This is a genomic window from Candidatus Nitrosopumilus sp. bin_6a, assembly GCF_054095695.1.
Genome location: NZ_JBSWSR010000001.1, coordinates 70,391 through 97,014 on the forward strand (window position 1 = coordinate 70,391; position 26,624 = coordinate 97,014).

The 26,624-nt window shown below is 33.8% G+C and carries 29 protein-coding genes and 1 tRNA gene; 19 read left to right on the top strand and 11 right to left on the bottom strand.

Annotation, left to right across the window (positions count from 1 at the left end; genetic code table 11):
• Window positions 1-17: 17 nt before the first annotated feature.
• The 4 genes from ACW9XA_RS00410 to ACW9XA_RS00425 all read left to right on the top strand — a co-directional run bounded on the left by ACW9XA_RS00410 (window position 18) and on the right by ACW9XA_RS00425 (window position 3,791).
• Window positions 18-350 carry an Sjogren's syndrome/scleroderma autoantigen 1 family protein gene (locus tag ACW9XA_RS00410; protein WP_457762487.1) on the top strand — a complete coding sequence of 111 codons (333 nt, stop codon included), beginning with the start codon at window positions 18-20 and terminating at the stop codon, window positions 348-350.
• Window positions 351-914: 564 nt separating this feature from the next.
• The gene (locus ACW9XA_RS00415) at window positions 915-1,784 is read left to right on the top strand and encodes an arginase family protein (protein WP_457762488.1); all 870 of its coding nucleotides are present in this window, start codon (window positions 915-917) and stop codon (window positions 1,782-1,784) included.
• 86 nt (window positions 1,785-1,870) lie between these two features.
• Entirely contained in the window at window positions 1,871-2,035 is a 165-nt protein-coding gene (locus ACW9XA_RS00420; protein ID WP_457762489.1) for a preprotein translocase subunit Sec61beta, read from the top strand.
• 7 nt (window positions 2,036-2,042) lie between these two features.
• Window positions 2,043-3,791, top strand: a complete 1,749-nt coding sequence (locus tag ACW9XA_RS00425; protein ID WP_457762490.1) for a DUF2070 family protein — start codon at window positions 2,043-2,045, stop codon at window positions 3,789-3,791.
• Here the strand turns inward: ACW9XA_RS00425 and ACW9XA_RS00430 are convergent.
• Window positions 3,775-4,461, bottom strand: coding sequence for a hypothetical protein (locus ACW9XA_RS00430; protein ID WP_457762491.1), 687 nt, complete (start codon window positions 4,459-4,461; stop codon window positions 3,775-3,777). The two genes, ACW9XA_RS00425 and ACW9XA_RS00430, sit on opposite strands and share 17 nt — an antisense overlap.
• Before the next feature lie 48 nt (window positions 4,462-4,509).
• On the opposite strand from ACW9XA_RS00430, the gene ACW9XA_RS00435 reads away from it, so the two are divergent.
• On the top strand, window positions 4,510-6,963 hold the full coding sequence (locus tag ACW9XA_RS00435) for an ABC transporter substrate-binding protein (RefSeq protein WP_457762492.1): 2,454 nt from the start codon (window positions 4,510-4,512) through the stop codon (window positions 6,961-6,963).
• On the opposite strand, the gene ACW9XA_RS00440 is transcribed toward ACW9XA_RS00435, so the two are convergent.
• From ACW9XA_RS00440 to ACW9XA_RS00460, 5 genes are all read right to left on the bottom strand, one after another.
• Window positions 6,960-7,451: a DUF367 family protein gene (locus tag ACW9XA_RS00440; RefSeq protein ID WP_457762493.1), complete on the bottom strand. Its 492-nt coding sequence runs from the start codon at window positions 7,449-7,451 to the stop codon at window positions 6,960-6,962. The genes ACW9XA_RS00435 and ACW9XA_RS00440 overlap by 4 nt on opposite strands.
• Window positions 7,452-7,485: 34 nt before the next feature.
• Window positions 7,486-10,755 (bottom strand): lamin tail domain-containing protein, encoded by a 3,270-nt coding sequence (locus tag ACW9XA_RS00445; RefSeq protein ID WP_457762494.1) that lies wholly within the window; start codon window positions 10,753-10,755, stop codon window positions 7,486-7,488.
• Between the two features lie 138 nt (window positions 10,756-10,893).
• Entirely contained in the window at window positions 10,894-11,139 is a 246-nt protein-coding gene (locus ACW9XA_RS00450) for a hypothetical protein (RefSeq protein WP_457762495.1), read from the bottom strand.
• Window positions 11,140-11,279: 140 nt separating this feature from the next.
• A tRNA-Pro gene (locus ACW9XA_RS00455) sits at window positions 11,280-11,356 on the bottom strand.
• Window positions 11,357-11,788: 432 nt separating this feature from the next.
• Entirely contained in the window at window positions 11,789-11,920 is a 132-nt protein-coding gene (locus tag ACW9XA_RS00460) for a hypothetical protein (protein WP_457762496.1), read from the bottom strand.
• Window positions 11,921-12,104: 184 nt separating this feature from the next.
• Between ACW9XA_RS00460 and map the strand changes: the two genes are divergently transcribed.
• Window positions 12,105-13,001, top strand: a complete 897-nt coding sequence (gene map, locus ACW9XA_RS00465; RefSeq protein ID WP_457762497.1) for a type II methionyl aminopeptidase — start codon at window positions 12,105-12,107, stop codon at window positions 12,999-13,001.
• Between the two features lie 22 nt (window positions 13,002-13,023).
• Complete coding sequence (locus tag ACW9XA_RS00470) at window positions 13,024-13,137, top strand: Sjogren's syndrome/scleroderma autoantigen 1 family protein (protein WP_457762498.1); 114 nt, start codon at window positions 13,024-13,026, stop codon at window positions 13,135-13,137.
• Between the two features lie 8 nt (window positions 13,138-13,145).
• Here the strand turns inward: ACW9XA_RS00470 and ACW9XA_RS00475 are convergent, their stop codons facing one another.
• Both ACW9XA_RS00475 and ACW9XA_RS00480 read right to left on the bottom strand, forming a co-directional pair.
• Window positions 13,146-13,328, bottom strand: a complete 183-nt coding sequence (locus tag ACW9XA_RS00475; RefSeq protein WP_457762499.1) for a hypothetical protein — start codon at window positions 13,326-13,328, stop codon at window positions 13,146-13,148.
• Window positions 13,325-14,446 carry a DUF1512 domain-containing protein gene (locus ACW9XA_RS00480; protein WP_457762500.1) on the bottom strand — a complete coding sequence of 374 codons (1,122 nt, stop codon included), beginning with the start codon at window positions 14,444-14,446 and terminating at the stop codon, window positions 13,325-13,327. Before ACW9XA_RS00480 ends, ACW9XA_RS00475 begins: the two co-directional genes overlap by 4 nt.
• A gap of 145 nt (window positions 14,447-14,591) precedes the next feature.
• Between ACW9XA_RS00480 and ACW9XA_RS00485 the strand changes: the two genes are divergently transcribed.
• Window positions 14,592-15,152 (top strand): TATA-box-binding protein, encoded by a 561-nt coding sequence (locus tag ACW9XA_RS00485; RefSeq protein ID WP_300324335.1) that lies wholly within the window; start codon window positions 14,592-14,594, stop codon window positions 15,150-15,152.
• A 51-nt stretch (window positions 15,153-15,203) separates the two neighbouring features.
• On the opposite strand, the gene ACW9XA_RS00490 is transcribed toward ACW9XA_RS00485, so the two are convergent.
• Both ACW9XA_RS00490 and ACW9XA_RS00495 read right to left on the bottom strand, forming a co-directional pair.
• Entirely contained in the window at window positions 15,204-15,533 is a 330-nt protein-coding gene (locus ACW9XA_RS00490; RefSeq protein ID WP_457762501.1) for a tRNA-binding protein, read from the bottom strand.
• Window positions 15,534-15,573: 40 nt separating this feature from the next.
• Window positions 15,574-15,771, bottom strand: a complete 198-nt coding sequence (locus tag ACW9XA_RS00495) for a hypothetical protein (RefSeq protein ID WP_300324329.1) — start codon at window positions 15,769-15,771, stop codon at window positions 15,574-15,576.
• Between the two features lie 173 nt (window positions 15,772-15,944).
• Here ACW9XA_RS00495 and ACW9XA_RS00500 point away from each other — a divergent pair, with 173 nt between their 5' ends.
• The 6 genes from ACW9XA_RS00500 to ACW9XA_RS00525 are packed head-to-tail and all read left to right on the top strand — an operon-like array spanning window position 15,945 to window position 22,581.
• Window positions 15,945-16,361, top strand: coding sequence for a type II toxin-antitoxin system RatA family toxin (locus tag ACW9XA_RS00500; protein WP_457762502.1), 417 nt, complete (start codon window positions 15,945-15,947; stop codon window positions 16,359-16,361).
• Window positions 16,362-16,366: 5 nt separating this feature from the next.
• Window positions 16,367-17,575, top strand: coding sequence for a glycosyltransferase (locus ACW9XA_RS00505; RefSeq protein ID WP_457762503.1), 1,209 nt, complete (start codon window positions 16,367-16,369; stop codon window positions 17,573-17,575).
• A gap of 38 nt (window positions 17,576-17,613) precedes the next feature.
• On the top strand, window positions 17,614-18,756 hold the full coding sequence (locus ACW9XA_RS00510; RefSeq protein ID WP_457762504.1) for a S1C family serine protease: 1,143 nt from the start codon (window positions 17,614-17,616) through the stop codon (window positions 18,754-18,756).
• A 42-nt stretch (window positions 18,757-18,798) separates the two neighbouring features.
• The gene (gene cofG, locus ACW9XA_RS00515) at window positions 18,799-19,968 is read left to right on the top strand and encodes a 7,8-didemethyl-8-hydroxy-5-deazariboflavin synthase subunit CofG (protein ID WP_457762505.1); all 1,170 of its coding nucleotides are present in this window, start codon (window positions 18,799-18,801) and stop codon (window positions 19,966-19,968) included.
• The gene (gene cofH / locus ACW9XA_RS00520; RefSeq protein WP_457762506.1) at window positions 19,965-21,221 is read left to right on the top strand and encodes a 5-amino-6-(D-ribitylamino)uracil--L-tyrosine 4-hydroxyphenyl transferase CofH; all 1,257 of its coding nucleotides are present in this window, start codon (window positions 19,965-19,967) and stop codon (window positions 21,219-21,221) included. The genes cofG and cofH overlap by 4 nt, the downstream gene beginning before the upstream one ends.
• Window position 21,222: 1 nt before the next feature.
• On the top strand, window positions 21,223-22,581 hold the full coding sequence (locus ACW9XA_RS00525) for a TldD/PmbA family protein (protein WP_457762507.1): 1,359 nt from the start codon (window positions 21,223-21,225) through the stop codon (window positions 22,579-22,581).
• A 20-nt stretch (window positions 22,582-22,601) separates the two neighbouring features.
• Here ACW9XA_RS00525 and ACW9XA_RS00530 read toward each other — a convergent pair whose 3' ends face one another.
• Window positions 22,602-23,537, bottom strand: coding sequence for a calcium/sodium antiporter (locus tag ACW9XA_RS00530; protein ID WP_457762508.1), 936 nt, complete (start codon window positions 23,535-23,537; stop codon window positions 22,602-22,604).
• Window positions 23,538-23,717: 180 nt separating this feature from the next.
• Here ACW9XA_RS00530 and ACW9XA_RS00535 point away from each other — a divergent pair, with 180 nt between their 5' ends.
• From ACW9XA_RS00535 to ACW9XA_RS00555, 5 genes are all read left to right on the top strand, one after another.
• Entirely contained in the window at window positions 23,718-24,074 is a 357-nt protein-coding gene (locus ACW9XA_RS00535) for a helix-turn-helix domain-containing protein (RefSeq protein WP_297442965.1), read from the top strand.
• A gap of 94 nt (window positions 24,075-24,168) precedes the next feature.
• Window positions 24,169-24,669: a universal stress protein gene (locus ACW9XA_RS00540; protein WP_457762509.1), complete on the top strand. Its 501-nt coding sequence runs from the start codon at window positions 24,169-24,171 to the stop codon at window positions 24,667-24,669.
• 93 nt (window positions 24,670-24,762) lie between these two features.
• On the top strand, window positions 24,763-25,278 hold the full coding sequence (locus tag ACW9XA_RS00545; RefSeq protein ID WP_457762510.1) for a CNNM domain-containing protein: 516 nt from the start codon (window positions 24,763-24,765) through the stop codon (window positions 25,276-25,278).
• Between the two features lie 99 nt (window positions 25,279-25,377).
• The gene (locus ACW9XA_RS00550; protein ID WP_457762511.1) at window positions 25,378-25,761 is read left to right on the top strand and encodes a CBS domain-containing protein; all 384 of its coding nucleotides are present in this window, start codon (window positions 25,378-25,380) and stop codon (window positions 25,759-25,761) included.
• Window positions 25,762-25,855: 94 nt separating this feature from the next.
• The gene (locus ACW9XA_RS00555) at window positions 25,856-26,581 is read left to right on the top strand and encodes a proteasome assembly chaperone family protein (protein ID WP_457762512.1); all 726 of its coding nucleotides are present in this window, start codon (window positions 25,856-25,858) and stop codon (window positions 26,579-26,581) included.
• The last annotated feature ends 43 nt before the right edge of the window (window positions 26,582-26,624 follow it).

Sequence of the window (26,624 nt, forward strand, 5' to 3'; positions counted from 1 at the left end):
AAAATTGATGAAATAGTATGACAGAGGATCTTACAAAAAAAGCTGCAGAAATGTTACTAAAAGGGGCAACATTACTCAGTGAACCTTGTCCATATTGTAAAGGAGTCAGAGTGATGAAAGAAGGATATGCTTTGTGTATTGGTTGCGGGCGTCAACCAGAAAAAAAAGAGATCCCTAAACAAAATCAATTAGAAGAAACATCACCAACCATAGAAAAAACACTAGAAAAAAAGATGGAGATGTTAACAAAAGAATTAGAACTTGAAGAAGATCATGAAAAACAGCAAAATATCCTCAAGACGATAAACTCCCTATTAGAAACAATGGAGAAAATAAAGAAAAAACAATAAAGATTCAAGATTTTTTAAAAAAAATCTAGAACAGTTAATTATAATCGGATTCATAAGATATATTGTCAACATAGTCATCATATTGATAACTCATAGCAGATATCGACATTGAATTTTTGAATGGTACTAAGAAGGATTTGTTCTCAGAGTTGAATTCAATATAACATGTTCTATTTACTTACAAACCACGTATAATTACAAATAATGATCATCATTGATAAATTTAAGATATTGAATCATTTGATCTAGTTCTGAATAAAGTCAATTCTATTTTATTTCATATACTTGTTTCTGAATATCATACCATGAGTAAAACCTCAAACAAATCAAAAAAAGAAACAAAAAAATCTGAAAAAAATAAAACTCAGTAATCCGTTTTTGTGGCAATCTTCTTTTTTCATTTTTATTTATTCGTTCACTCGAAATGATTCAGGGTTGACTTCAGATTAAATGAAATCAACTACTTTATTCCTTAATTACATGAGTAAATACTGGATATTTCATGATACAATTTCATCTAAATTATAACATTTTACAAAACATTATGATCATGGTGAAAAGTTAATGGAAACATTATGTTGGTCAAATTGTAATTCTTATAGAGAATCAGAATACGTCATAGTTGGAATTTCTGATGAGTCTCATTCACATTCATTACGCAAGGGAACTTCTGAAGCACCTGATAGAATAAGGAAAATCTCAAGGGACAGAGACGTGTATATTGAAAATAATCGTGAATCATTAGCATATACAAATTCAGGGAAACCACAATCAAAAATATTTGATTTGGGAAATATTTCTAGAGAAAATATCCAATTTGTCTATGAACGAATATCTAATGATGGAAAAATACCAATAACAATTGGAGGAGACCATTCTCTAACTGCATCCATCATACGGGAATTAGGAAACAAACGTGGACCTATTTCTCTTGTCTATTTTGATGCACACCCAGATTTTCTTTCGTCAACTAGGAATTTTTATGGTTCAGTTGTATATGATTGCCTTCCATACATTAATCCTAAATCAAGTGTAATGATTGGCATTCGTAGCCCTGAATTAGAAGAGATTGAAAACATGAAAAAATATGGAATTACGATGTATTCACCAGCAGATATTCAGTATCACGGATTCAAACAAATAATTGAGGACATCCTCTCAAAATTAGGAAAAAACATCTATGTTTCTTTTGACATGGATTGTATAGATCCGGCATTTGCACCGGGTGTTTCTGTTCCAGTGCCTATGGGATTAAATCCAATTACAGCATCAATTATTCTAAAAAACATTACACAGGGTGGAATATTGGGGATGGATATGATGGAAGTTTGTCCAAAATTTGATATTCAAGACAACACATCGCATTTGGCGTCACGTATGATCGGGGAATTATTGTCTTCAATACAGATAAAACTTAAACTTCCTCATTTCTAAAAACTCGGAACTTTCCTCTGAATTTAGGCATAAATTTTGGATGTAGAATAAAGTTTTTATGTTAAAATCCTCGAGGACGAATTGTAATGGCAGATAAGAAATCAGCACCACTTCCAGCATCTAGTGGGGGTCTCATGAGATTCTTTGAAGATGAGACAAAAGGATTCAAGATAGACCCAAAAATTGTAGTATCAATCCCAATCAGTTTAATTGCAATTTCATGGATAATTGATTTATTTCTAGCTCCGTGAATAAACAATGGAAAAATCTCCAGACAATGTTTCAAATATACACAACAGGTTCTCCCTCACTTTAGTTAATCCATCATCACATTATTTCTCATTAGTAGTTTCACTAATAGTAGCTTCAGTATCAGTTTTAGCAATATATTTTGGATATTTAGGAAATTTAGGATTTGATGAAAACTGGTATCGACTTCCAATTGTTTTAGGAGTATTATATTTAACACAATTACTAGACACCCGATTTACAAAAAAGAAAGAATATTCAAAATCACTGCATTCGTCACTTTTTGGAAATATGTTATTGACGGTTACGCTTTTGATGGGAATACTTTCAAGCATTGTTTTATCAAAAGACATGCAATTATTTTTCATAACTTTTGGGATTTTGCTTTTTGCAAGTTTTAGGATAGGAATCTACACAACAACACTTGGAGTTAGTCTCAAAAAAGCATGGACGATTTGTTTGATTCAACCATTAGCAATGTATCTAGTATTAATCCCTCAAGACATGTGGATTGCAATACTTACAGAACCAGTCGGATTAGGATACGGAGTCTCTTTTATGATCATTGCAAGTGTATGGTCAGTTCTTACAGACAGGGCAGGAAGGCCAGGAATGGAAAGCACACACAAAACAATTCAAGCATATCTTGCATCCCAAGGAAATGATTTTGCAGATGCTGAAGAGTTGATGGAGCAACGCTCAAGTGAAACCAAAGTATCTACATCACAGATAAAATTTACACCCAAAGAAGGGCAAAAAGAATTCAGAATGGTACTTCCAGGAATACATCCAGGACCATATCATCCTGTAGGAGGAAGTAACATACCGTATTTGATTTACAAGAATTTATCATCATCAGCTATGATTATGCATAGTATTTCAGATCATGCATTAAATCTTCCATCAAGAAACGAAGTCGAAAGATATTTGAAAAATTTAGAGAAAAGCAAAGTAAAAGAAGAAGGAATGAGATGTACAGAACCAGTCACAGTTCAAATAAACAAAGCTAGAGTGACAGGTTTACTTTTTGAAAATAATCCATTGTTGTTTTTATCGTTATCTCCACACGGCATGGAAGATCTTCCAAGTTACATGATGACAGAAATTGTCCAGTATGCAAAAAATCGAAACTATGCAAGAACAATGATTGTAGATTGTCATAATGCAATGGGAGAAGAAATTTCAAAAGAAGACGGAGAAGACATGCTAAAAGCTGCCAAATCATGCTTAGATTCTCTTATCACAAAAGACAATTTTCCAATAGAGTTCGGCTATGCCAATACGGACGAAATGGATGTATGGACAGAAGATTTGGGAATGGGCGGATTGGGAATTATTTGTTTTAGAATTAATGGGAAAAAATATTTTCTTGGATGGGCAGATTCTAACAACATGGAAAATGGCGTCAGAGAGAAAATTATAGAAATTTTTGCAAAGAGAGATTATCAACTACTTGAAATTTGCACATCAGACACACATTATGCACCAGTAAAGGCAAGAAACAGAAACGGATACTATCAACTAGGACTGATTACCAGTGCAGACAAGCTAGCAAAATGGTTTTTTGAAATTGCAAAGAAAGCAGAAGAGAGTATCGTAGAGGCGAAATTTGAAATTTTAGAAAATGAATCAGACGTCAAAGTGATGGGGCAGGGAATTTATGAAGATTATTCCAAAGCGCTTGATAATTCTCTGAAAATCACTAAAGGGTTTGTGATTGGAGGCGTGATATTTTTTGTTACTAGTCTGTTCCTATAGTCTTCATTTGATCAATATTGCCATAAAATTCATCAATAAATGATCCAAATTGAAAAATAGGAACTATAGGGACATTTTCTATAAAATCAATTTTGTCTTGGTATAATGTCACAATTACAGGCACTGCCATTGCACCGGGAGTTTTTGCAACATATTGTTTTGTTCGCTCAATTTGTTTTTTGACGGCAGTAGACAAGGCAGAGGTGCTATATCGCTTCCAGTGTTTGCAGTCAATTAAAATTGCAATTCCCAGTCTAATTCCTACAACATCTATTTCCATTCTAGGCTTGGTTAGCATCATATTTTTCAAAACTGCAAAATTTTTTTCAGATAGTATCTCAGCAGTTAGTCCTTCAAAGTCTCTCCAATCCAAAGCAACGGAGATTTCATCTATAGGAAGTCCTCTCTCAAGTAAAGCCACAGCTATTTTTAATTTATCACCGACTTCAAAAAAATAAAAATCATCCTGCTTTGTCCCAATATTATTTTTAATCAATTCGTCTAGAATGATTTTAGAATCATTTGAGTTCATTTTTGTAACAGCAGAAAAATCTTTTACAGATACACCTCCAGGTATAATTCCTTGTAATCCAATAATCATTTTGGGATGAATTTTCAATTGTGATTTTTGAGTCAGTTTAGAAATATAGGTTTTAGGAGCTAATAACATCAGGGTATTATGATATAGGTTTTATTACATGGTTTTGAAAGTAATGACATGAAAATTATGCTAGTTATCATGCTAGCTTTTTTAACATTGTTAACAATGCATGGTGAATCATTTGCAGAAAAGAATACATTTTTTGATTCAGTGAAATTCATTCAATATCTTGATGAAAATACAGCATTAGAAGAAGTACGAAATGGGAATTTGGACTTGTATTATTATACAATATCACCAGACAGATTAGAAAGCAATCAAAATATGCAAGGATTGCAGGTTTTTGATTCAACTGGAGGGTCCTACAGCATTCTAACTAATCCTGCAGAGTCAGAAAAATTCAATCCTTTTTCAAGTAAAGATATTAGATTTGCAATAAATTATCTAGTTGACAGGAAATTAATCGTAAATGAATTGATGGGAGGATATGGATCTCCAATAATTTCATACTATGGTCCGTCAGATCCAGAATATCTAACAGTAGTAGAACAACTAGAGACGTTTAATTTCAAATACAACCCCACACTTGCAGAAAAAATCATCACCAGAGCATTGGAAGATAGAGGAGCAATCAAAAACAATGGAAAATGGGAAATGGGCGGGGTCCCAATAGAGATTACAATTTTTATTAGAAGTGATGACCCTGTAAGAAAATCCATAGGAGAAATTTTATCTGTAGAATTAGAAAAAATTGGATTCTCAGTGAAAAAAGATTTCGGGGATTTGAATAAAGCATTTGTTGTTGTGTATGGTTCAAATCCATCAGATGTAAAATGGAATTTGTACACAGAAGGATGGGGACGTTCTGCATTTGTAAAATACGATTCAGTTGGACTGGGGCAAATGTATTCTCCTTGGTTTTCAAATATGCCAGGATTCAATGATCCATCATATTGGAATTACAAGAATGAAAAATTAGATTCACTAACACAAAAAATTTACACAGGAGATTTTGAAACTGCAGAGCAGAGAACTGCATTAATTCAAGAAGCAGTCACAGAAGGAGTCAATGAATCAGTCAGGGTTTTTTTGGCCAGTAAAATAGATCAATACGTTGCAAATGAAAAGGTCAGCGGCATTGTAAATGATTTTGGAGCAGGAGTTCCAAGTAGATTCACCCCAATCAATGCAAAAAGCAATCAGGATGATCTAACAATAGGAGTCAAGCAAATCTATCAAGGGGCATGGAATCCAATCATGGGATTTACAGATAGTTATAGCAGACATATCTGGGGAATAATTTCAGATCCTGCAACATTCAAGCATCCATTCACAGGAGAAACATTTCCTGTAAGAGCAACGTGGAAAGTTGAAACAGATGGACCAGATGAAAAAATAGACATACCAGCAGACGCAAAAATTTGGAGTCCCACAATACAAAAATGGGAAAAAGTGGGAGAAAATGCAAGGGCCATAAGCAAAGTTACGTTTGATTTTAAATTCAGCAATTGGCACAATGGAGAAAAAATGGACATGAATGATGTTTTGCATTCATTGTATTTTACAATAGAATGGGGAACACAGATAGATGAAAACGACAAATCATTTGATACAGAATTTACTCCAAGAGCAGCCCAGAGCATACAGACAATTAAAGGAATCAACCAAATTGACGACGATACAATAGAAGTGTATGTGGATTATTGGCATTTTGATGAAGGAGAGATTGCAGAATGGGCAGTGTTATGGAGCTCAATACCTTGGGAAATCACCTCTGCCATGGAAAATGCAGTGATGGATGGAAAAATATCATTTTCAAGATCAGGGGCTACCAGTAAAAATGTGAACTGGGCATCGTTGATCATCCCCAATGATGCAAATATGATAAAAAAATATTTGCAAGAATTCAAAGAAGAAAGACATATTCCTGAAGCACTAAAAGAAGAGAATCAAAAATCAGAGTATTACCAAAAAAGATACGATTCTTCAATAGAATGGATTCAAGACAAGCAGCATGCAGTGATAAGCAATGGTCCATTCTATTTAGAATCATATTCTCCAGAATCAAGAACAATCAAAGTATCAGCATTTGATGATGATTCATATCCATTCAAAAAAGGAGAATGGGAAAGTTTTGAAAAAACAGAGTTTCCAATAATTCAAAAGATAGACATGAACAATTCTATTCAGAGAGGCAAAGAAATCACTTTAACAGTTGAGATAAAAAATTCAGATTCAATATTATATTTTTTGACAAATAGCCAAGGGCAGAAAATTCTTTCAGACACACAAAAGGTTGAAAAAACAAATACAGTCATCAAAATATTGCCAAAAGACACCAAGAAATTAGGCATAGGGGCAAATAACATCAAAATATTTGCAATTTCAAATTCAGTTTTAAAGCCTGATTTTTATGAATCAAGTTTTATGGTAACAGACGGTGCTTTGGAATTACCTGTAAGTAGTAATGAAGATATAGAATTTTCTAAAAACAATCCAGAGTATTGGATTTGGATATTGTCAATTGTTGTGGTTTTAGGAATTATAACATATCTAAAAAAAAGAAACTAGATTAACCCATAATCTTTTAAAATTAATTCGATCTGAGATTCATTTTCAAGTTTAGAATATTCTTCCAAAAGGTTTTGATTGAGTTCATAAAATGTATGCCCCCATTTAAATTTGTCAAGTAATTCCAAGGATTGTTCTTTAGAACCCAAAATAAATAATGATGCAGCCAATGCTTCGACAGTAGTCAATTTATTTAATTTTGAATAATTTACAGGATTACCAGCAAGAAGTGGAGGAAGTTTTCTTTTAATGCCTGAAAATTTTTTAGAAAAAGCCTGTTCAGCAAGATTCCAAGAGCAATCAATTCCAACAATAGAGTAAATTACAGATTTATCTTTTGGAAGTAATGTTTTTTCAGAAAAAGGATCTAAAACTAATCCTTTTGAGCCAATTTTCTTGATATTTTGTGCAAGACCAAATTTCACCATCTTAGCAGCTGTGCATTTTTTAGGATCATCTTGATAAAACATCAAAACTTGTAATTTCATGTAAATGAAGAATAGAATTCAGAGTATTTTGAATTTACTCTAGAGTTTTGTATGTTACTTTGTAATAAAATCTTGAAATTTGGTCATCTTTGAGTACTACGACATTCCAGTCAGCATCAGGCAGAAATGCATTTGAGGATTCAGGCAAAATGCTGAATTTTTCTAGACGAACATCAGGACCACTATACCTTACTTTGAGACTTATTCCATCCACATCCACAACGTCATAAATTTGGCCTTGCTCTCTAGTAGAATCTTTTACCAAGCAATCAACATCAGGACCGATTATACAAGTTCCAGAAGGTGCAGACACTTTGAGATTAACATTAGATTCATCTCCTCTAATAGGAGTGATTAAAGATCCTGAAATCACCCTAGGGGAAATCACTGCACCATCAGAAATTTTATCTTCAGTAATTATTGAAATAATCTTTTCAGGCAGTCTGTTTTCTTTCTCAATTACAGTGTTTAATTTTTCAATAATTGATTTTTCAACAACATTGAATTTAATTGATTTTTTCTCAAAATCAGCATCAACTGTTACTTCGTATGTTCCAATTGCAGTAGGTTTGTCAGGAATAACAAATTGATGTGTAAAAGTTCCAGAAGGGCTAGGACGAATAGATGATACAGGACCGGTATGAGTTCCGCAAACAAATGAGCCACAGGTAATCTCAGTTCCAGATTTTTTGACTATACTCACATCAAAGAATTCTAAATAAATCAGCTTGTTAGGTTTTCCGCTAATGTAAACAACATCTCCAGGATAATATTCAGACTTGTCAGTAGATACTAAGAGAGATACATCTTCATCAAGACCAAAGACAAAGTCGTTTGTAACACTGAATTCAGATTGAGCAACAGCTTTAGAGTATGATGCTTTTATTTTATAGAGGCCATCACTGAACACAGTTGCAGGCAATTCAAAAAGACTTGAAAAGTCTCCACCTTGATTTGGATAAACAGATGATTCATGGATTTGTTTGTATGGGAATTTGCCATCAAGTATTTTGATTGTAACCCTCTCAGGTACCACAAGACCTTCACTGCCTTGCTGACGTTTGATCACATTTCCAATAACTTTTAATTTTTCACCTGCTTTGTAAATTGATTTTTCTGCAGATACAAACAATGGCGTTTTAGATAGAGAGTCATTTTCTGGATCTGCAGAAACTTTGAAGAAAAGATCTACATTTTTAGATGAAGTTGCAACATTGATTTTGTATACCCCAAAGTTAGATGTTGTTACATCTCTTTCAAGAGCATCAACTTTTAGCATTGCAGGTTTTTCACTTATCGGAGTAATCCAGGTCCAAGAGAAGCGTTGATTCTCAAGAGTTGCACCAGAATTGCTTACACTTCCATCAGGTTTTGTAATTGAGATTTTAATGAAATTATCACCAATTGGAGGAATGGCCCCATTCAGATGAACAGTCTCTCCCAATCCATATACTTCCTTGTCAAGTGTGATCACAGGTCCATCTTTCAAATCAAGGGAATCCTCAATGGAAAAAGTATTCGTTACTGTATGATCAAGGTATTGTGATTTTACAATATAGTTTCCTACAGCAAATATGTTTTTGCTCACATCCACTTGTACTGAATAACGTCCTGATGTTTCAGGAATTGCAGAAAAACTATACCCAACAGAGATATTTTCATTTTTTGACAAGGATGTTATTTCCAAAGGAGTACCATCTTCATGAGAAATTGAAATTTTAACTCCTGCACCGGTGCCATAGCTGGCATTGCTGTAAGGATCTTTCACATAACCACTAATATTCATAGTGTCGCCAAATTCATAGACATCCATATCCATTTCAACTGTTAAAGGCAGGTCAGATGGAACAAAGTTTTCAGGATCAGTGACAACAGGAATTACAATTTTTGCAGAGCCAATATCTTTAGATACAGAAATTCTGTAATCACCTAATCTCAAAGAATTATCTGGAATCATAAAAGAATAATTAAAAGAGCCATCACCTTTGACGGTCAGACTGTCTAGAATTTTAAATCCAGATGTGCTGCCAGAAGATGAGCTTAGAATAGAGGTTTGTTTTGTCTGAATAATTTCTAAATCAAGAGTGTTGACAAAAACTTTGTTTAATCTGCCAGAGATTTTAACTTCATCCCCTAAACCATATGCTGCCTTATCAGTCCACAAAGAAATAGGGACGTCTTCTTTCAAATCTTTTACAACTTCAAATGTAGTAGATGCAGATCTGTCAAAGTATTCAGCAGAGATGGTGTATGTTCCATATGCAGGATTTACATTAGTTATGAAGAGACTAGTTTTGAATTTACCATCTACAGGGAAGAGATTACCATTGGAAATTAATTTTCCATTAAAATCAGTAACAGTGAATTTCATTCCTACAAAAGGAATAATGTCAGTTGCAAATCCAGTTATAGAAGCCGTCTGTCCTGGAATATATTGTGATTTATCAGTAACAATGCTTAACTCTGCAGTCTGTTGTGTTTCCTTTTCAATTATTTCATACCCTACGGAAAAACTAGTAGTGGTAGTAGCAGTCCCATAACTTACAGTTACATCATAATTTCCAGGATTAATTCCCAAGACTTGGTGCAGACTGAGAGTCATTTTGTAATTCAGATTAAGATCAGGGTAAAGATTTACAGTTTTATCAAAGTTAGGACCAGAAATATTAATTACAATTTGTTCAGGTTTAAAGAAAGGTTTTACAACAAATACTTCTTTAGAAACACTTCCAGAGATTGTTGCCATTTCTCCAAATAGATAAGATGATTTTGTAGATGAAGCAGTGATACTGACATCGTCAGAAGTTTGTGTTTTTACTAATTTGCCATTTGAAGAACCAGCAGTCGAAGTTACAAATTTCCAGTCCTCAGGACTATCAGAATCAAATCCATCATAGATTCTTTGCCACGAAGTAAAATCGTTTTTCAGATCAGTTATGAAAGGAGTCTTGTCAATTACAATTTTATTTTCGTCTCGAAGTTCAATGGATTCGTTTGTATCAGTAAACCAAAGACTTTGATAAGAATATGTCAGGAATTGTCCTGATTTAATAACAGTGCCAGATGGAATAGTCATTGTTTTTTTCAGTATTGTTGTAGATGCAATACTCCATCCACTCAAATCAATATCAGAATCAGTTGGGTTGTGTAATTCTATCCACTCAGAAATAGAAAGAGAGTCATCGCCAGGAGGATTAATGTCGACTTCGTTGATTACCACATTTTCAGAAGTTTGAGCATATGCAGGTGCTAGAATTCCTGCAAAAAGAAGTACAGCAAATACTAGAGGTAAGGTACGATTCATTGTATATTCCTGATTTGATTATCTAATAGACTCATTTTAGAATGGAATTGAGGAAAAGTTGAGCTAGTTGTTAAAGTCAGATATCTTAAAACCATCAAAATTCAACACTATTTTTCAGTATTAAGGCGTACGTATGAGTTATTCTTGAGAATAGTCACATTTTGGGCATTTTTTATGAGATATTCTAGAACCACATTCCATACATATTCCATCACCGACAGCATTTGTGATGGATTGTTTTCTCTTTTCCACATACATTTTGATTGCAAAAAATACACTCAAGCCAATCAATACAGAATAATGAAAAGGGACGTATTGAGTAATCCCTAAAACAACAAGGAAAATACCCACAATCAAAATTATGTCACGTCTCTCAAATTTCAATAATCCAAAGAATCAAAATATTCATAAAAACATGCCGGAGCTCAGACTCAATTAGTTTACTTCATTTCAAAGTCATTACTCTAACTCTTCCTCATTGCTCGGCGATTAGATTAGAAAATGATTTGATAATAAGATGGTGATGGTGGGATTGGGGAAATTTGAATTCCCGACCTCTGCGTCCCAAACGCAGAATCATACCAAGCTAGACCACAATCCCAACAAGTCCATAAAATCGCCCAATTTAAGCTTCACAGATATTAAATTGACTGAATTTTGAAGTTAAGCACGCGTCATTTTTCAAATATGCCAAAAAACGAGTTCAAATAAATCCCGGATCAATCAAATTAGCACATTTCTCCATGTTGAATCCAGAATTAGCCCAACAAGATGAAAAAATATAGTCTAATTCCTCATCTCGAAAAAGTCGACTGAAACGCATGGTTTAGAATCTAAGGTTTGCCTTTAATTTTTTTAGTACATGTAAGGAATATAGTTAAAAATGAAAAATAGGCATTATGTTCCCGTATCATGCATATGCCTATAATGATAATGACATCTCTTATTACAAAACCAATCGAGTCCAGCTAAATATTCCACATGATCAGACTTTCCACAAAATTTGCATTTTGTAAAATGTTTTATTCTTTTTTCATTGGTCATTTTTTATAGATTTCTTTAATTCTGCTAAAGATTCATCGTATTGTTTTTTCTCTAGATTTTTAGGGGTTGTTTTGTTGTTTTTGTTAATTTGTTTTGCTTTGGATTTAGTTAGTTTTACCATATAATACATACATCAATTTTGAACTTAAGCATATTGGAATTTACAAAAAAGAGAAATAAGGAATGTCAAGTAGACATATTCCGCTTTCTATTGTATCTTCTTCCCATCATAGATTCCATTGCAAGTGTAAAATTTCGTAGAATCAACAGATAATCATTTTAAAGGCAACCCTAGGATCAAAATTGTGCAAACAGAACAATACATCAAAGCAGGCAAAATTGCTTCAGAGGTAAGAGAAATGGTCAGAGTAAAAGACTGGGTAGGCAAATCTGTTTATGAAATTTGCGAAGAAGTAGAAGGTGAAATTAAAAAAAGAGGTGCAAAATGCGCATTTCCAGTAAATGCTAGTATTAATGAAATTGCAGCACACTATACTGCAGAACCAAACGACCCAATCATTATCAAAGATACTGATTTGGTAAAAATTGATCTTGGTGCACAGATTGATGGATTCATTGCAGATACGGCAGTGACAGTATGTTATGATGCTCAATTTGACGTACTAGTTCAAGCTGCAGAGGAAGCACTAGCAAATGCAATGTCAATGATAAAAACAGGAGTTAAAGCAAGTGACATTGGAAGAACTATTGAAACAACAATAAAAAAAATGGGATTCAAACCAATTGCAAATCTAAGTGGCCATTCATTGGATCAATATACAATTCATGCAGGAAAATCAATTCCAAATATTTGGTCAATTGGAGGATTTACACTTTCAGAGAATTCAGCGTATGCATGTGAACCATTTGTGACAACAGAGCAAGGAGGAGGATTTGTCAGAAACGGTCAAACGAAAAATATTTTTGCATTAAATTCACGAAAGAAAACAAAAAATGATGAAGCAGATAAAATGTTAGATTTCATCTGGGAAAAGTGCAACATGTTACCATTTGCACTGAGATGGTTAACAGACGAATGGGAAGAAAAGAAAGCACGAGAATTATTAGATTTCCTAGTAAAGAAAAAAGCTGTTCAGGCATATCCAGTACTAATAGAAATAAACGAACAAAGAGTTGCACAAGCAGAGCACACATTCATTCCAAATGAGAACGGAGTTACAGTAACTACTAGTGCAGAATAAGTATTAAATCAGGTAGAAAAGTTTGAGCGAAGAAATCAGGCCATGTCCAAAGTGCGGAGGAATAATGTTCAGAGAGCAAGGAGAACAAACGTCATGGTTCTGTCCCTCGTGCAATATCAAATACAAAACAGAATAATCTAAAAATTATTGCTCGACAGTTTCACCAAATATTTTCTCAATTCTTGTAAACCCATCACATGAATTGCATTTTGAGGATTCCTTAAACAACACATCACCGTCATGAAATTTTCTTTTTGTCAATGTACCACATTTAACGCATTGTTCTACAGTATATGCAGTTGTGATTTTTTTCTTTGAAAAGATCATTGTGGAACTCCTGCAGTATTTCCAACACCAATTATTAACACAGATTGACCAGGAGTAGTATTTTCACGAATCATTTCAAAGACTTGTCCACGTACATCTTCAGCAGTATCGGCAATTTCTTTAGTCATCAAGGTAATTGCTTCTTTGATAGATTGTTTTACAACAATAGAAAATATCGGGATTTTTTTACTTGTGGCAATTGCCTCAATCTGGAATCTTTCAGTACCAATACCTCCAATAGCTGCGCCAAAGCCTTGAGCAGTTATTGCAGAATCTTCACCCTCCATTTTCAGTGCAGCGTCAATCATTATTATTACATCAAGTTTGCTTTCTGAACTGATTGCTTCAAGGGCATCTGCAGGTCTTCCAACAGTAGACCCAGGACCTTCAGCTTTTAAAAGAAACAATTTCCTGTCTTCAAAATCAATTTTTGCAAGAGATGTTTGGAATGCAATGTTTTCTTTTTTATGTTCCAACATCATTTTCCCAACAACCATGGGTCCAATTCCATCACCGACAGGTTGACCAGATTTGAATGCAGGAATTGCATCTTTCATAGCTTCTGCTTGCTCCATGATAAAGGGGAGAATCATTTGTAATGGTAAAATCAAAGGATAGTTGTTCTGTTTTTTAGCAGTCAAGAACATGTGATTGATAATCTTGTATATCATTTGTAATGAAGATGCGATTTCAAGTAAAGTTTGAACTTTAGTCAACTCAAGATCACTTATTTCAGGAGACATTGCTTTTACATGAGCTCGAGTGTAATCTTCTCTAGATCTAACAGTGTGTTGCACTTTGTCAACAATGCCATTAGGATCCATGTCAACTGGCATAATAGTGAAATAATCTAAAAATCGATCAATTTTTTTTAAAGAGTTATTTTGTATTTTGAGATTTTTTTGAAGATATTCAATTAATTCATTTTTGGATTCTTCTCGAAAACTATTCAATTTTTCAATTCCTTTTTTAATTTCTCTTGATGTAACAAAGAGCTGGATTTGTTGCCCGTAAAACACGAAGAGAATTATCGGAAGAATCCATATGAGCATCATCAGAGGATTGGAATCATCGCTCATTGAAAACAACTGATCAAAATCAAAATTTGTAAAATTCACTAGGATCAACAATTTTTAGAACCAAATTAAAGCATTCGTCCCTGTTTCAAAGATCAGATTACAGTAAAGAATCCAAAAAAAGGGATTTTGTGGCTGGTTAATGGCGAGTGCTTTTATTATAGTTAAAATACAAAAAAAGCCGAATATGCCACAAACAAAACCTATCGTAAGTGTAGAAAATGTTGTAGCTTCAGCAGACGTTATGCAAAAGATGGATTTGAATGAAATCACAAAGACTTTTCCAGATGTAGAATATCATCCGGATCAATTTCCAGGATTAGTGTTCAGATTAAAAACCCCAAAAACTGCAACGTTGATTTTCACTTCAGGAAAAATGGTATGTACTGGTTCAAAATCTGAAGAAATGGCCAGAAAAGCGGTAAAAACAGTAGTACAAAAACTTCGAAAAGGAGGCATTAAAGTTAAAAAAGATGCCGTAGTCACAATTCAAAATATTGTAGCATCAATCAATCTGGGTGGAAAAATCCATTTAGAGCAAGCGGCAAGAACACTGCCACGAAGTATGTACGAGCCAGAACAATTTCCAGGACTTATCCATAGAATGCTAGACCCAAAGACAGTGATTTTGCTTTTCTCATCAGGAAAGTTAGTGTGTACTGGGGCTAAACAAGAACCAGATGTATATCGTTCTGTAAATAACCTACATGCATTATTAGAAGAAAAAGAATTAATGATTTATGATTGACATCATAAGTCAAAACCTATTTTCATAAATTTTTAATTTTTATTGTATTAATTATTTGATTGGACTTCCTAAAGGAACATCTTCTGCAACAGTCAACCAAAATGGTTTATCATCAACATCTGCTGCCAATAGCATTGCATTTGATTCTATACCAGCCATTTTTTTAGGTTCAAGATTTGCAAGGACAATCACTGTTTTTCCCACAATGTCTTCAGGTTGAAAGTATTGTGCACCACCAATAACTACATCACGTTGATCATCATTACCCAAATCAATTGTGCCTTTAATTATTCGAGATTTACCTTCAATAGGTTCAGTTGAAATAATTTTTGCAACCCTAAGATCTAATTTTGCAAAATCATCATAAGATATTGTAGACATGTTAACCTCTAATTTTTCCCGTTAAAATGAATTTCGAATGTCATTGTAAATCTTTTTTGTTAATACCACTAGTTTCAATTTCATATCTTAAAGCGGCAGGGAGTTCCATGTATTTTTTGTTAACTAGTTCAACAATTTGATCTTCAGGAACGTTGACTTTATTCAATAATTTTCCTCGTTGATGAGCATAGGCATTTTTCCAAAAACCTGCACCATCCAAGGTTTCAATTTTTGGCATGTATTTTGTGGGTTTCATTTTCTTTCAAATTTTAAGTGACTGTGACGGAAGAATGGCAAACGCCATTGGAACTGGAGTTAATGTTCCGGATTTTAGGCATGTTACCCATCACAGTCTATTTGAGATGTTATGGGAATCTAATATATTTAATGCGACACAAATGGTTGTAGAACATGGCTACAATAGATGTTGAAATTGAGATTAATGCAAATATTGACAAAGTCTGGGATGTTGTATCAGACATCGACAACGAGCCAAAATTTTGGAAAGGAACCAAAGAAGTAAGAAATATTTCCAAAGAAGCAGACATAGTCAAACGAGAAGTGACAATAGCATTCAGAGACCAAAAATGCTTACAAGAAGTCAAAATTCAACCTAAAGAAAAAATTGAAGCAATATTCACCAAAGGAATCATTGATGGTAAAAAAATCATATCACTTGCATCCAATGGTGAAAAAACTAAACTCACAACACATTGGGATATCAAACTAACTGGTATGATGGGCATGTTTACAGGCATGATAAAGAAACATATCAAAAGTGGGACGGAGCAGGCCATGCAAAGCATCAAAGAAGAAATTGAGAGATAGTTTTCATGGATTTGATTTCAGATATTTTTAATTATTCCATAGTTGCAATTTTAATCGGAATTTGTGGAGCATGGATATTTCTTATCAAAACCATGACAGATTCTTTTAGATTTACACCATACTTGGACAGATTTGAAAACAAATCAAAATCAAATCACAAAGTATCGATAATTTTACCAGCTAGAAATGAAGAAGAGTTTATTGGAAAATGTTTAGATTCTCTAATTCAACAAGATTATGAAAACTATGAAATCATTGCAATTGATGATTCATCAGAAGATTCAACGTGGGACATAATTTCAAAATATGCAAACATGTATCCCAAAATTATTCCAGTTTCTGCAAAACCAAAACCCGAAGGATGGATGGGGAAGAATTGGGCATGTATGGAAGGTTACAAAAAATCCACAGGAGAACTTTTGTTATTTACAGACGCAGATACCAAACATGCAAAAAACATCATTACACTTGCAGTATCTCATTTGAATTCTTTTGATTTAGATGCATTATCGGCAATTCCAAAAATGCTTACATTTGATTTTTGGACAAATATCACACTTCCGATGATCTCTACATTTCTACATACTAGATTTTCAGCACTAAATGTTAACAATCCAAAAAAGAAAACAGGATATTTTTTTGGCAGTTTTTTCATTTTGAAAAAAACAACATATCAGGAAATTGGTATGCATGAAGGCGTAAAACATGAAATTATTGAAGATGGAGCACTAGGGAAAAAAGTGAAAGAGTTAGGATATAAAATGAAAATGGTACGTGCTGAGCATCTGGTTGAAGCTATTTGGGCACGGGATAAAGATACTTTATGGAATGCATTGAAACGACTAATGGTTCCACTGTATCTTCAAAGCAGCAAGATAGCAATCGGCATATTTTTTGCAGTCACATTTTTGCTATTTGTTCCATTTCCAATATTTGCAATATCTTTAACATTCCCAGTTGAAGCAACATCTGCAAAACTGCTTTGTGTGACATCAGGTATTGCTTCAATTCTAATTTACATTGGAGCAATCATCGAAGTAAAAACAGGATTGGAATTAAAATTAAGATATGCATTATTTGCACCCATTGGAAGTTTGGTGGTGGTTTTAGGATTTTTGAGTGGGTTAATACAAGCCAAAAAATCATCATCAGTTACTTGGAGAGGAAGGAGTTATTCTATGAAAGATCATACTCAAAGTTCAATCAGTATATAGTAATCCTTTTAGATAGAAAATAAGAAATAAAAAATCTCATGGACAAATCAGGAATGTTTGTAGGTGGGGCTATAGGAGCCATGGGAGCAATTGCAATTATTGCAGTATTATTCATTTATCCACCAGGATCATCGAATACTGAAATTAGTATAACTAATGAATCCACAAATAATGTAATTGCAGAGGCAACTCCATTATTTTCAAATAGTTTGTCATTGATTGAAATTTTTGAAAAATCAGAACCAGGAGTGGTCAGAGTAAATGTCCAAAGAGGAGAATCCGAAGATGTAACAGGAGGAGTAGGATCAGGTTTTGTGTTTGATAAAAAAGGACACGTCATAACAAATGCCCACGTAGTAAAAAATGCAAACAAAGTAGTAGTTACATTTCTTGATGGCAGATCATATAATGCAGAAATTATTGGAACCGATGAATATACAGATCTTGCAGTGATCAAAGTTAATGCAGATTTACCATTACTGCATCCATTATTGATTGGAGATTCTTCAAATCTTAAAGTAGGAGAGAATATTGCTGCAATTGGAAACCCATTTGGATTATCAGGTTCCATGACTTCAGGAATTGTTAGTCAGTTAGGGAGGTTATTACCATCAGGTTCAGGATATTCCATTCCAGATGTAATTCAAACAGATGCTGCAATAAATCCAGGCAATTCAGGAGGACCTCTGCTTAATATGCGGGGAGAAATTGTCGGCATCAATACGGCAATACAATCAGCCACAGGAGAATTTACAGGTGTAGGATTTGCCATTCCATCACAAACAGTAGCTAAAATTGTTCCAACATTAGTAGAAAAAGGAGAATACAAACATCCATGGATCGGAATTTCAGGCAGAGATATTGATCCGGACATGGCAGAGGTATTGAATCTAAAAGACGCCATAGGATTTTTAGTCATCACAGTTGTCGAAGACAGTCCAGCAGATAATGCAGGATTGATTGGATCAGAGAAAACCATTGAAGTTGATGGGAGAAACTATCCAATGGGAGGAGATATAATTTTAGCAGTAGACGGAATAGAAGTTAGAAAGATTGACGACATTTTGATTCATCTCCAAAGAGCAAAATCAGTAGGAGATGAAATGGTTCTAGAAGTGTTAAGAGATGGAAGAACAACAAACATCACAATTGTGCTTCAAGAAAGACCAAATGGAAATTAATTTGATACAAGCATAAATACTGCCTAGCAAGAAATTATTTTGTTGCACGATCTTATCTTTGATTCTGAGAGTTTAAACAATATTTTAGAAAACAAACCAGTATCACGTCAAGAAGTAAGTGATATTTACCAAAAAGCAATAGATAGTCCAAATGATTTGTTTTCAGCATCTCAAATTTTAAGAAAAAAATATAAAAAAAATACAGTTACATTTTCTAAAAAAGCATTTTTCAATATTATTAATCTCTGTAAAGATACTTGCTCATATTGCACCTACAAAGCAGAGCCAACAGAAACAAAACTTTCCTTGATGTCAAAACAACAAATTTTAGAATTGTTATTGCTTGCAAAAAAATACAGGTGTGTTGAAGCTCTTTTTGTTACAGGAGAACAACCTGAACAAAAATATCAAGAAGCACGGGACTGGTTAAGAGAAAACGGATTCAAAACCACAGTGGAATATCTAATTCATGCTTCAGAACTTGCATTAGATACAGGGTTGTTCCCACATACAAATGCAGGTAACCTAAATTATGAAGAGATGAAAGAATTGAAAAAAACAAATATCTCAATGGGAGTAATGCTTGAAAATGTAAGTGAACGATTAACAGAGAGAGGCATGCCGCATCATCTAGCAGCAAGTAAAAGGCCAAAAGCAAGATTAGAAATTTTAGAAAATTCCGGAAAACTAGACATTCCAATGACTACAGGCATCCTGGTAGGCATTGGAGAAACAATTGAGGAGATAATTGATTCAATATTTGCAATAAAAGAACTCAATGACAAATATGGAAATATTCAAGAAGTGATTTTACAAAATTTCCAGCCAAAACAAGATACTAAAATGAGAAACGAGCCATCAGCGGATGAAAAATATTTCAAGATAGTAGTCGCATTATCCAGAATCATCATGCCACAGATGAACATACAGATTCCTCCAAATCTATCCCCCGGATCATACCAGAGTTTTTTATCAGTAGGGATTAATGATTGGGGAGGCATATCACCATTGACTCCAGATTTTGTAAATCCAGAATTTTCATGGCCTGAAATTAACAAAGTCGATGAAAATTCAAAAAAAGCAGGATTTGATTTGAAATGCAGGTTCCCAGTATACCCAGAATACTTTTCTTCAATTAGCAAAGAGTTAAGAGACAAGATGTCAGTAATTGAAAATGAGGATGGATTCGTAAAAGAGGAGTATTGGAAATGACAATCAATATAGATTCACTTTTAAAAAATGCAGACCCAATAGTTTCAGATATTCTAAACAATGCATTATCAGAAAAGGAAATATCTGCAGATGAAGGATTGGTGTTGTTTAATGCCAAAGGAATAGACTTCCACTTAGTAGGCCTGGTTGCAGACGAATTAAGAAGAAGAAGAGTAGGAGATACTGTATCCTATGTAGTTAATAGAAATATCAATTTTACAAATGTCTGTATAAAACAATGTGGATTTTGTGCATTTAGTAGAGACTTTAGAGAAGAAGAAGGATATTTTTTGCCCAATGAAGAAATTGTACGTAGAGCAAAAGAAGCTTATCAATTAGGAGCAACTGAAGTTTGTATCCAGGCAGGGCTGCCACCAGATATGAAGGGAGATATGTATGAAAATATTTGTAAAGATATCAAAAAAGAGATTCCAGATATTCATATTCACGGGTTTTCTCCTGAAGAAATTTTGTATGGTGCCACACGCTCAAATGTTTCAATCCAAGATTTTCTAAAAAGAATGAAAGACGCTGGAGTAGACACATTGCCTGGAACATCTGCTGAAATATTGGACCAAAAATTAAGAGACAAAATATCTCCTGGAAGAATAAGCGTAAAAGACTGGGAAACAGTCATCAAAAGTGCTCACAAAATAGGAATCAATACAACTTCGACCATGATGTTTGGCCATGTTGAAACACTCGAAGATAGAGTAAAACACATTGCAAAATTAAGGGATATTCAAAAAGAGACAGGAGGATTTACTGAATTTGTTCCACTCAATTTCATCCACACCGAAGCTCCAATGTACAAACACGAATTACATGAAGGTATCAGACAAGGAGGAAGTGGTAATGATGTATTGTTAACTCATGCTATTGCAAGAATTATGTTAAACAATTTTATCAACAACATTCAGATGTCATGGGTAAAAGAAGGACAAAAAATGTCTCAGCTTCTACTAATGTGGGGAGCAAACGATTTTGGAGGAACTCTGATCAACGAGAGCATCTCAACTTCTGCAGGTTCAGAATATGGTCAATTATTAAGACCAAAAGAAATTAGAAGAATGGTAAAAGAAATGGGAAGAATCCCAGCAGAGAGAGATACAAAGTACAACATCATAAAAAAGTTTGAAGGTAATGAAGAAATGGAAGATAAACTAGATGCTGTAACAGATACACAATTTGGATCTTATGTAGAATTAATTAAAATAAATAAATTTAATTATAAAAATCCTAGGAAGCAATAATTTGTCAGCCTTAGAAAAGGCACTTCAGCATTCAAAGAAAATAGGTATTGATGAATGTGAGATTGTAAAAGTCAAGAAAAAAATCACAACTGTCAGAATTACAGATTCAGAAATTGCAGAAATCAAACAAAATTTTGACGAGAGTTTTGGAATCAGATTAATTCAAGATAAAAAAATTGCATCAATTCAAACAACAAACAAAGAAGAAATAGAAAAAACAATAGATACAGCATTTAAAACATTTTCAAATCTCAAAACGCGGGAATTTTGGAGAGGATTACCACATAAAACAGAATACAAAGTGTTGAAGGACACATTTGATGAGAAATTAGATCAGATCTCAGGCTCAAAAAGCATGGATATCGCACAAAACATGATTAATTCATCCATCAACGACAAGATAAGTACGATTACAGGATCGCTTAACATAGTATCGGAAAATTTTGAATTGATGAATTCTAACGGGTTAAATTTTAAAGATAAAGCAACATACATTTCAGGATTGATTAATGCAGAATCAGAATATGGAGAAACACCAGTATCAGGAATTGGATATGCAAATGGAAGAACACTATCAAATTTTTCTGCAGAACAAGTAGGAACTGATGCAAAGACAATGTGTATAGAATCTATTAATCCAAAAAAAATCAATCCAGATTCATACTCTATAATTTTTGAACCATATTCTGTGGGAGAGATATTAGCATTTGTGATGGCTGCAAATTTTAATTTCAAAACATTTTCAGAAAAAAGAAGCTGTTTTTCAAAGCATCATGAAAAAGAGATTGCAGTTGAACAATTTAGTTTGATTGATGACCCGCACATCCCAGATGGAATTGGAACAAAATCAATCGATGATGAAGGAATTATAACAAAAAAAAGAAATCTGATAGAAAAAGGTATTTTCAAAAACACATATTCAAATCTTTTTGATAGTTACAAAGAAGGAAAACAGTCAACAGGTAATGCATCACGTGCAGGATCACCAATGGGAAGAAGTGCAGAGCCAATTCCAATGGCAGCACCACACAATCTTAAAGTCATTCCAGGGGATCAGTCACAAGAAGAAATGATAAAAGAAACAAAACATGGATTGTTAGTGGGAAGATTGTGGTATACATATGCAGTAAATCCAATCAAAGGAGACTTTTCATGTACTGCAAGAAGTGGAATTAGAATAATCAAAAATGGGGAAATAATAGGCCCAGGAAGATCAGTAAGAATAATTCACAACATACCTACAATGATGAAAAATATTTCTGCAATTGGAAAGAATCTAAGAAATGTGATTCAGTGGGCATCTCTACCATCAATCACGCCGTCATTGAAGGCAGAAGATATCTCAGTAAGCCCCATCTAAACCCAAAATATAGGCACAAATCACTTGAAAAATGTGACTGCAAGATATGCAACATATCCAATTGTAAGACAAATACCAATTGTCCTGCTAATAAATCCAGTTTTTATCGCAATTAGCAAAGATAAACTGAAAATAATCATAATTGTATAATCAAAATAAACATCAGCACCTACAACCACACCACCTAGAGCTGCACCAACTCCCATGATCATCAAGATATTGTAAATATTACTTCCAATGATATTTCCAACACCAATATCAGTATGCCCCTTTCTGATTGCAATAACTGATGTGATTAATTCCGGAAGTGAGGTTCCAATTGCAATGACAGTTAAACCAATTATTGTCTCAGATAATCCAAATTCTTTTGCCAAGATTACAGCATTGTCAACAGTAAGTATTGCACCAACATACAAAAGAACAACACCAATCCCAATCAACCCAGCAGACTTTAGATAAACATTATTTGTGCTTGGAATTATTTCCTCTTGGTTTTCTTCTCTTTGCTTCATGGCATCTTTATAGGTATAATATCCAAACACTCCCAAACCAGCAAGTAGTAAAACACCATCATATGGAGAAAGTTCCCCATCAATTGAAAGTAAAACTAAAAGTATTGAAACACCAAGCATGATAGGAATTTCTTTTTTTAAAATAGATTTCCCTACAGCAAGAGGAATAAGAATTGCAGCAAGGCCTATTACCATCCCAACGTTTGCAATGTTACTACCTACAATATTTCCAAGAATAATCGCACTATGTTCTCCAGCCGCTGCAACACTTGCTGCAAGTTCGGGAGTAGAAGTTCCATATGCAACAATTGTCATTCCAATTACCAAATTGCTGATACGAAATTTCTTTGCAATTGCAACACCGCCATTAACTAACCAATTACCACCAAAGCACAGCATCACCAATCCCACAACGGTAAGAATTGCACTTATTGCGATTTCCACAAAAAGTGTATGGATTCTGGTTGTTTAAACCAGATGATATGCTATAATTTCACAATTCAAACAATTCAAGCTATTCTAAAAATAGCCGATCCAGGCACAAAAAGGTGTAAAAAAACCAGCTGAGAAGATCAATAAAGCTCAAGTTAAAGACTAATAAGGTAATGTACCGTACCATACGGTATGATGCGAGCAAGACTAACATATGTGCCACTAGAAGTGGCAGACCAATTCGAGGATTTTATAATACATAGAGACGAGCAAATTCTCGATGCAGTAAAAGCAAGAACAAAAGACTACAGCACACTATCTTTGTTGAAATTATTATATCAACTAAGAGGAAATCCAATGACATTTTCTGACTTGTATTCAAAGTCAAAGATAAGAATGAAAAAGTCATTTTTGAATTATTTACACTTGTGTGTAGACTACAACTTTATCAAAAAAGAAGCAGTAGGAGCAAACGTAATTTACACAATCACCGACAAAGGAAGAGTCATGTTGAATTTGTTCATGCAAAAAAATGATTATGTGTGTTGATTCAATACAGGAGACAAGAATGCTAGTTAAAGATAATTTCAAGAATGATTTTCGATAGTCATTTTAATTTAAAAGCAAGTATGAAAACAATAGTATGGTGAAAAAAATAGAAAAAAAGACAGACTATAAACTTCCAAAAAAAAGATTGCAAAAAATCCTAGTACCACTTGATGGTTCAAAATTTTCAATCCATTCTCTAAACTATGCAATAAATCTAGCAAAATTTACAAATTCAAGAATTGTAGGAGTTTTTGTGGTGCCATCTGATGACACACCTGCTCCAATAGATGATCTTCTAAACCCACTCTCATCAATATCTACTCAAGGATATGAAGCAAAAATGACCAAACAAGGACAGAAGATTTTGGAAAACGCTGAAAAACGATGTAAGCAAAACAAGACAACTTTTTCAAAAAAGATTCTATTTGGAAATCCAGGAAATCAAATTGTCAAATATGCAGAAGACAAAAAAACAGGCATAGAATTAATCATAATAGGATCACATGGGCATGGCCATGCAGGGGAAATATTGTTAGGAAGTGTATCATACAAGGTGGTCCACAAATCAAAAAAACCAGTAATGATAATAAAATAAAAATAACAAAATATCAGTAAAACTACAAAGGAGATATTTTCACGAATGATTTTCTGAAAATTATTTAACTTTTCAGAGAATTAGTATGAATAGATGGAATTTGTAGAAATAGAGATAGTCGCAATAGTAATACTTGTAGGATTTTACGCTCTTTTTAGCGGTCTTGAGATTGCAATAGTAGGAGTTAGACGTTCCAGAGTAATCAGACTGTATAGAAAAAAAATTCCAGGATCATCACCTCTTTACAAATTGAAAATGAATCCAGCCATGATGACATCCAGTGTCAATCTAGGAAATACTCTAGTGAATGTTGCATCATCAGTACTTGCAGCAGATGTTGCAATAAAATTACTGGGAAATCAGGGAGTGGGGATAATAATCGGAATAATGACATTTGTGATTTTGGTTTTTGGAGAGATATTGCCGAAAACATATTGTAATGTTAATCCCGAAAAAGCATCACTTAGATTCAGCAAAGTCTTATTGGCATTCACTTATGCAATGTATCCATTTGTAAAAGCTTTAGAATATCTTACAATGTCAATATTGAAGATTTCTGGAGGATATTCTCCAAGACCCAAACCAATTACTGAAGAAGAAATTAAATAAATTGTAGATATGGGATATGCCGAAAAAGCAATAGAAAAAGAAGAAAGAGACCTCGTATAGAACGCACTAGAATTTGATGACAAGCCAATTCAAGACGTCATGACTCCAAGAGACAGTGTTTTTTCATTAGATGGGGAATTAGTACTATCAAAAGTAATATCAAAAATAGAAGACAGAGGATTCTCAAGAGTGCCTGTTTTTGATAAAACATCAGAGAAAATTATAGGAATATTGCACATATTAGATATTTTTAAAATTCCAGAAAGAGAACGTAAAAAAACAATAATTAAAAAAATTACCAGAACACCATTTTTTGTATACTCTAATGAAAGAATCAGTAATCTCCTCATAGCATTAAAGAAAAAAGATATGCATATGGCAATCGTCATAGATGAACAAGAAAAATTAGTAGGCATAATCACAGTGGAAGATTTGCTAGAAGAGATTGTCGGAGATATTACAGGAGAAGCAAAGAAGAATTGAAGAGATCAAATAATGAACATCATTCTTTTTTCACAATTAACTCATCAAATATCTCCTCAGTAAAGTAATTAGACAGAATAAATCGACGTAAGCAGTGCAAAAGGAATTCCCAGAAGCTGAAGTGTATGAAATCAGAAAGACTGAATTGAACAGTCCGATAATTTTTGCAGGATTTGTTGGGGCAGGATTAGTAGGACCAGTTGCAATCAACCACATCATCACAGAATTAGAAATGACTGAGATTGCAGTGATGAGATCAAAATATCTCCCACCATCAACTGTGTTTATGAGAGGCAGACTACGACATCCATTTCGATTTTATGCAAACAAAGAAGGAACAGTTTGTGCGATAATCTGTGAAATAACATTAAGAATGGAAGGACTGTACACATTAGTATCTTCAATTTTAGATTGGGCGGCCCAGAAAGGCTCCAAAGAAATCGTGATTTTAGACGGAGTTGCAAGCACAGAGCATGATGACAAAGCATACTGTGCTGCAGAAGAAGATCTAGTAAGAACAATGGCAGAAAAAAACATCAGTATGATCCCTCAAGGATTTATCACAGGAATTCCAGGAGGCATACTAAATGAGTGCCTAGTAAGAGAAATTCAAGGACTAACATTATTGGCAAAAGCAAACAGCGCAATCTCAGATCCAGCAGCAGCTGCAACACTAATTGAAGCACTAAACCGATTTTATCATATGAAAATAGACACATCGGAATTACAAAAAGAAAAAGATAGAATCAACACAGAATTCAGTGAATTGTCTCAGAAATACATGGAGCACAGAGAAGAGACAGTTGGAATGTATATGTGATCGAAATACAGGGCAAATTCTTTTATTCACATCAGATACGCAA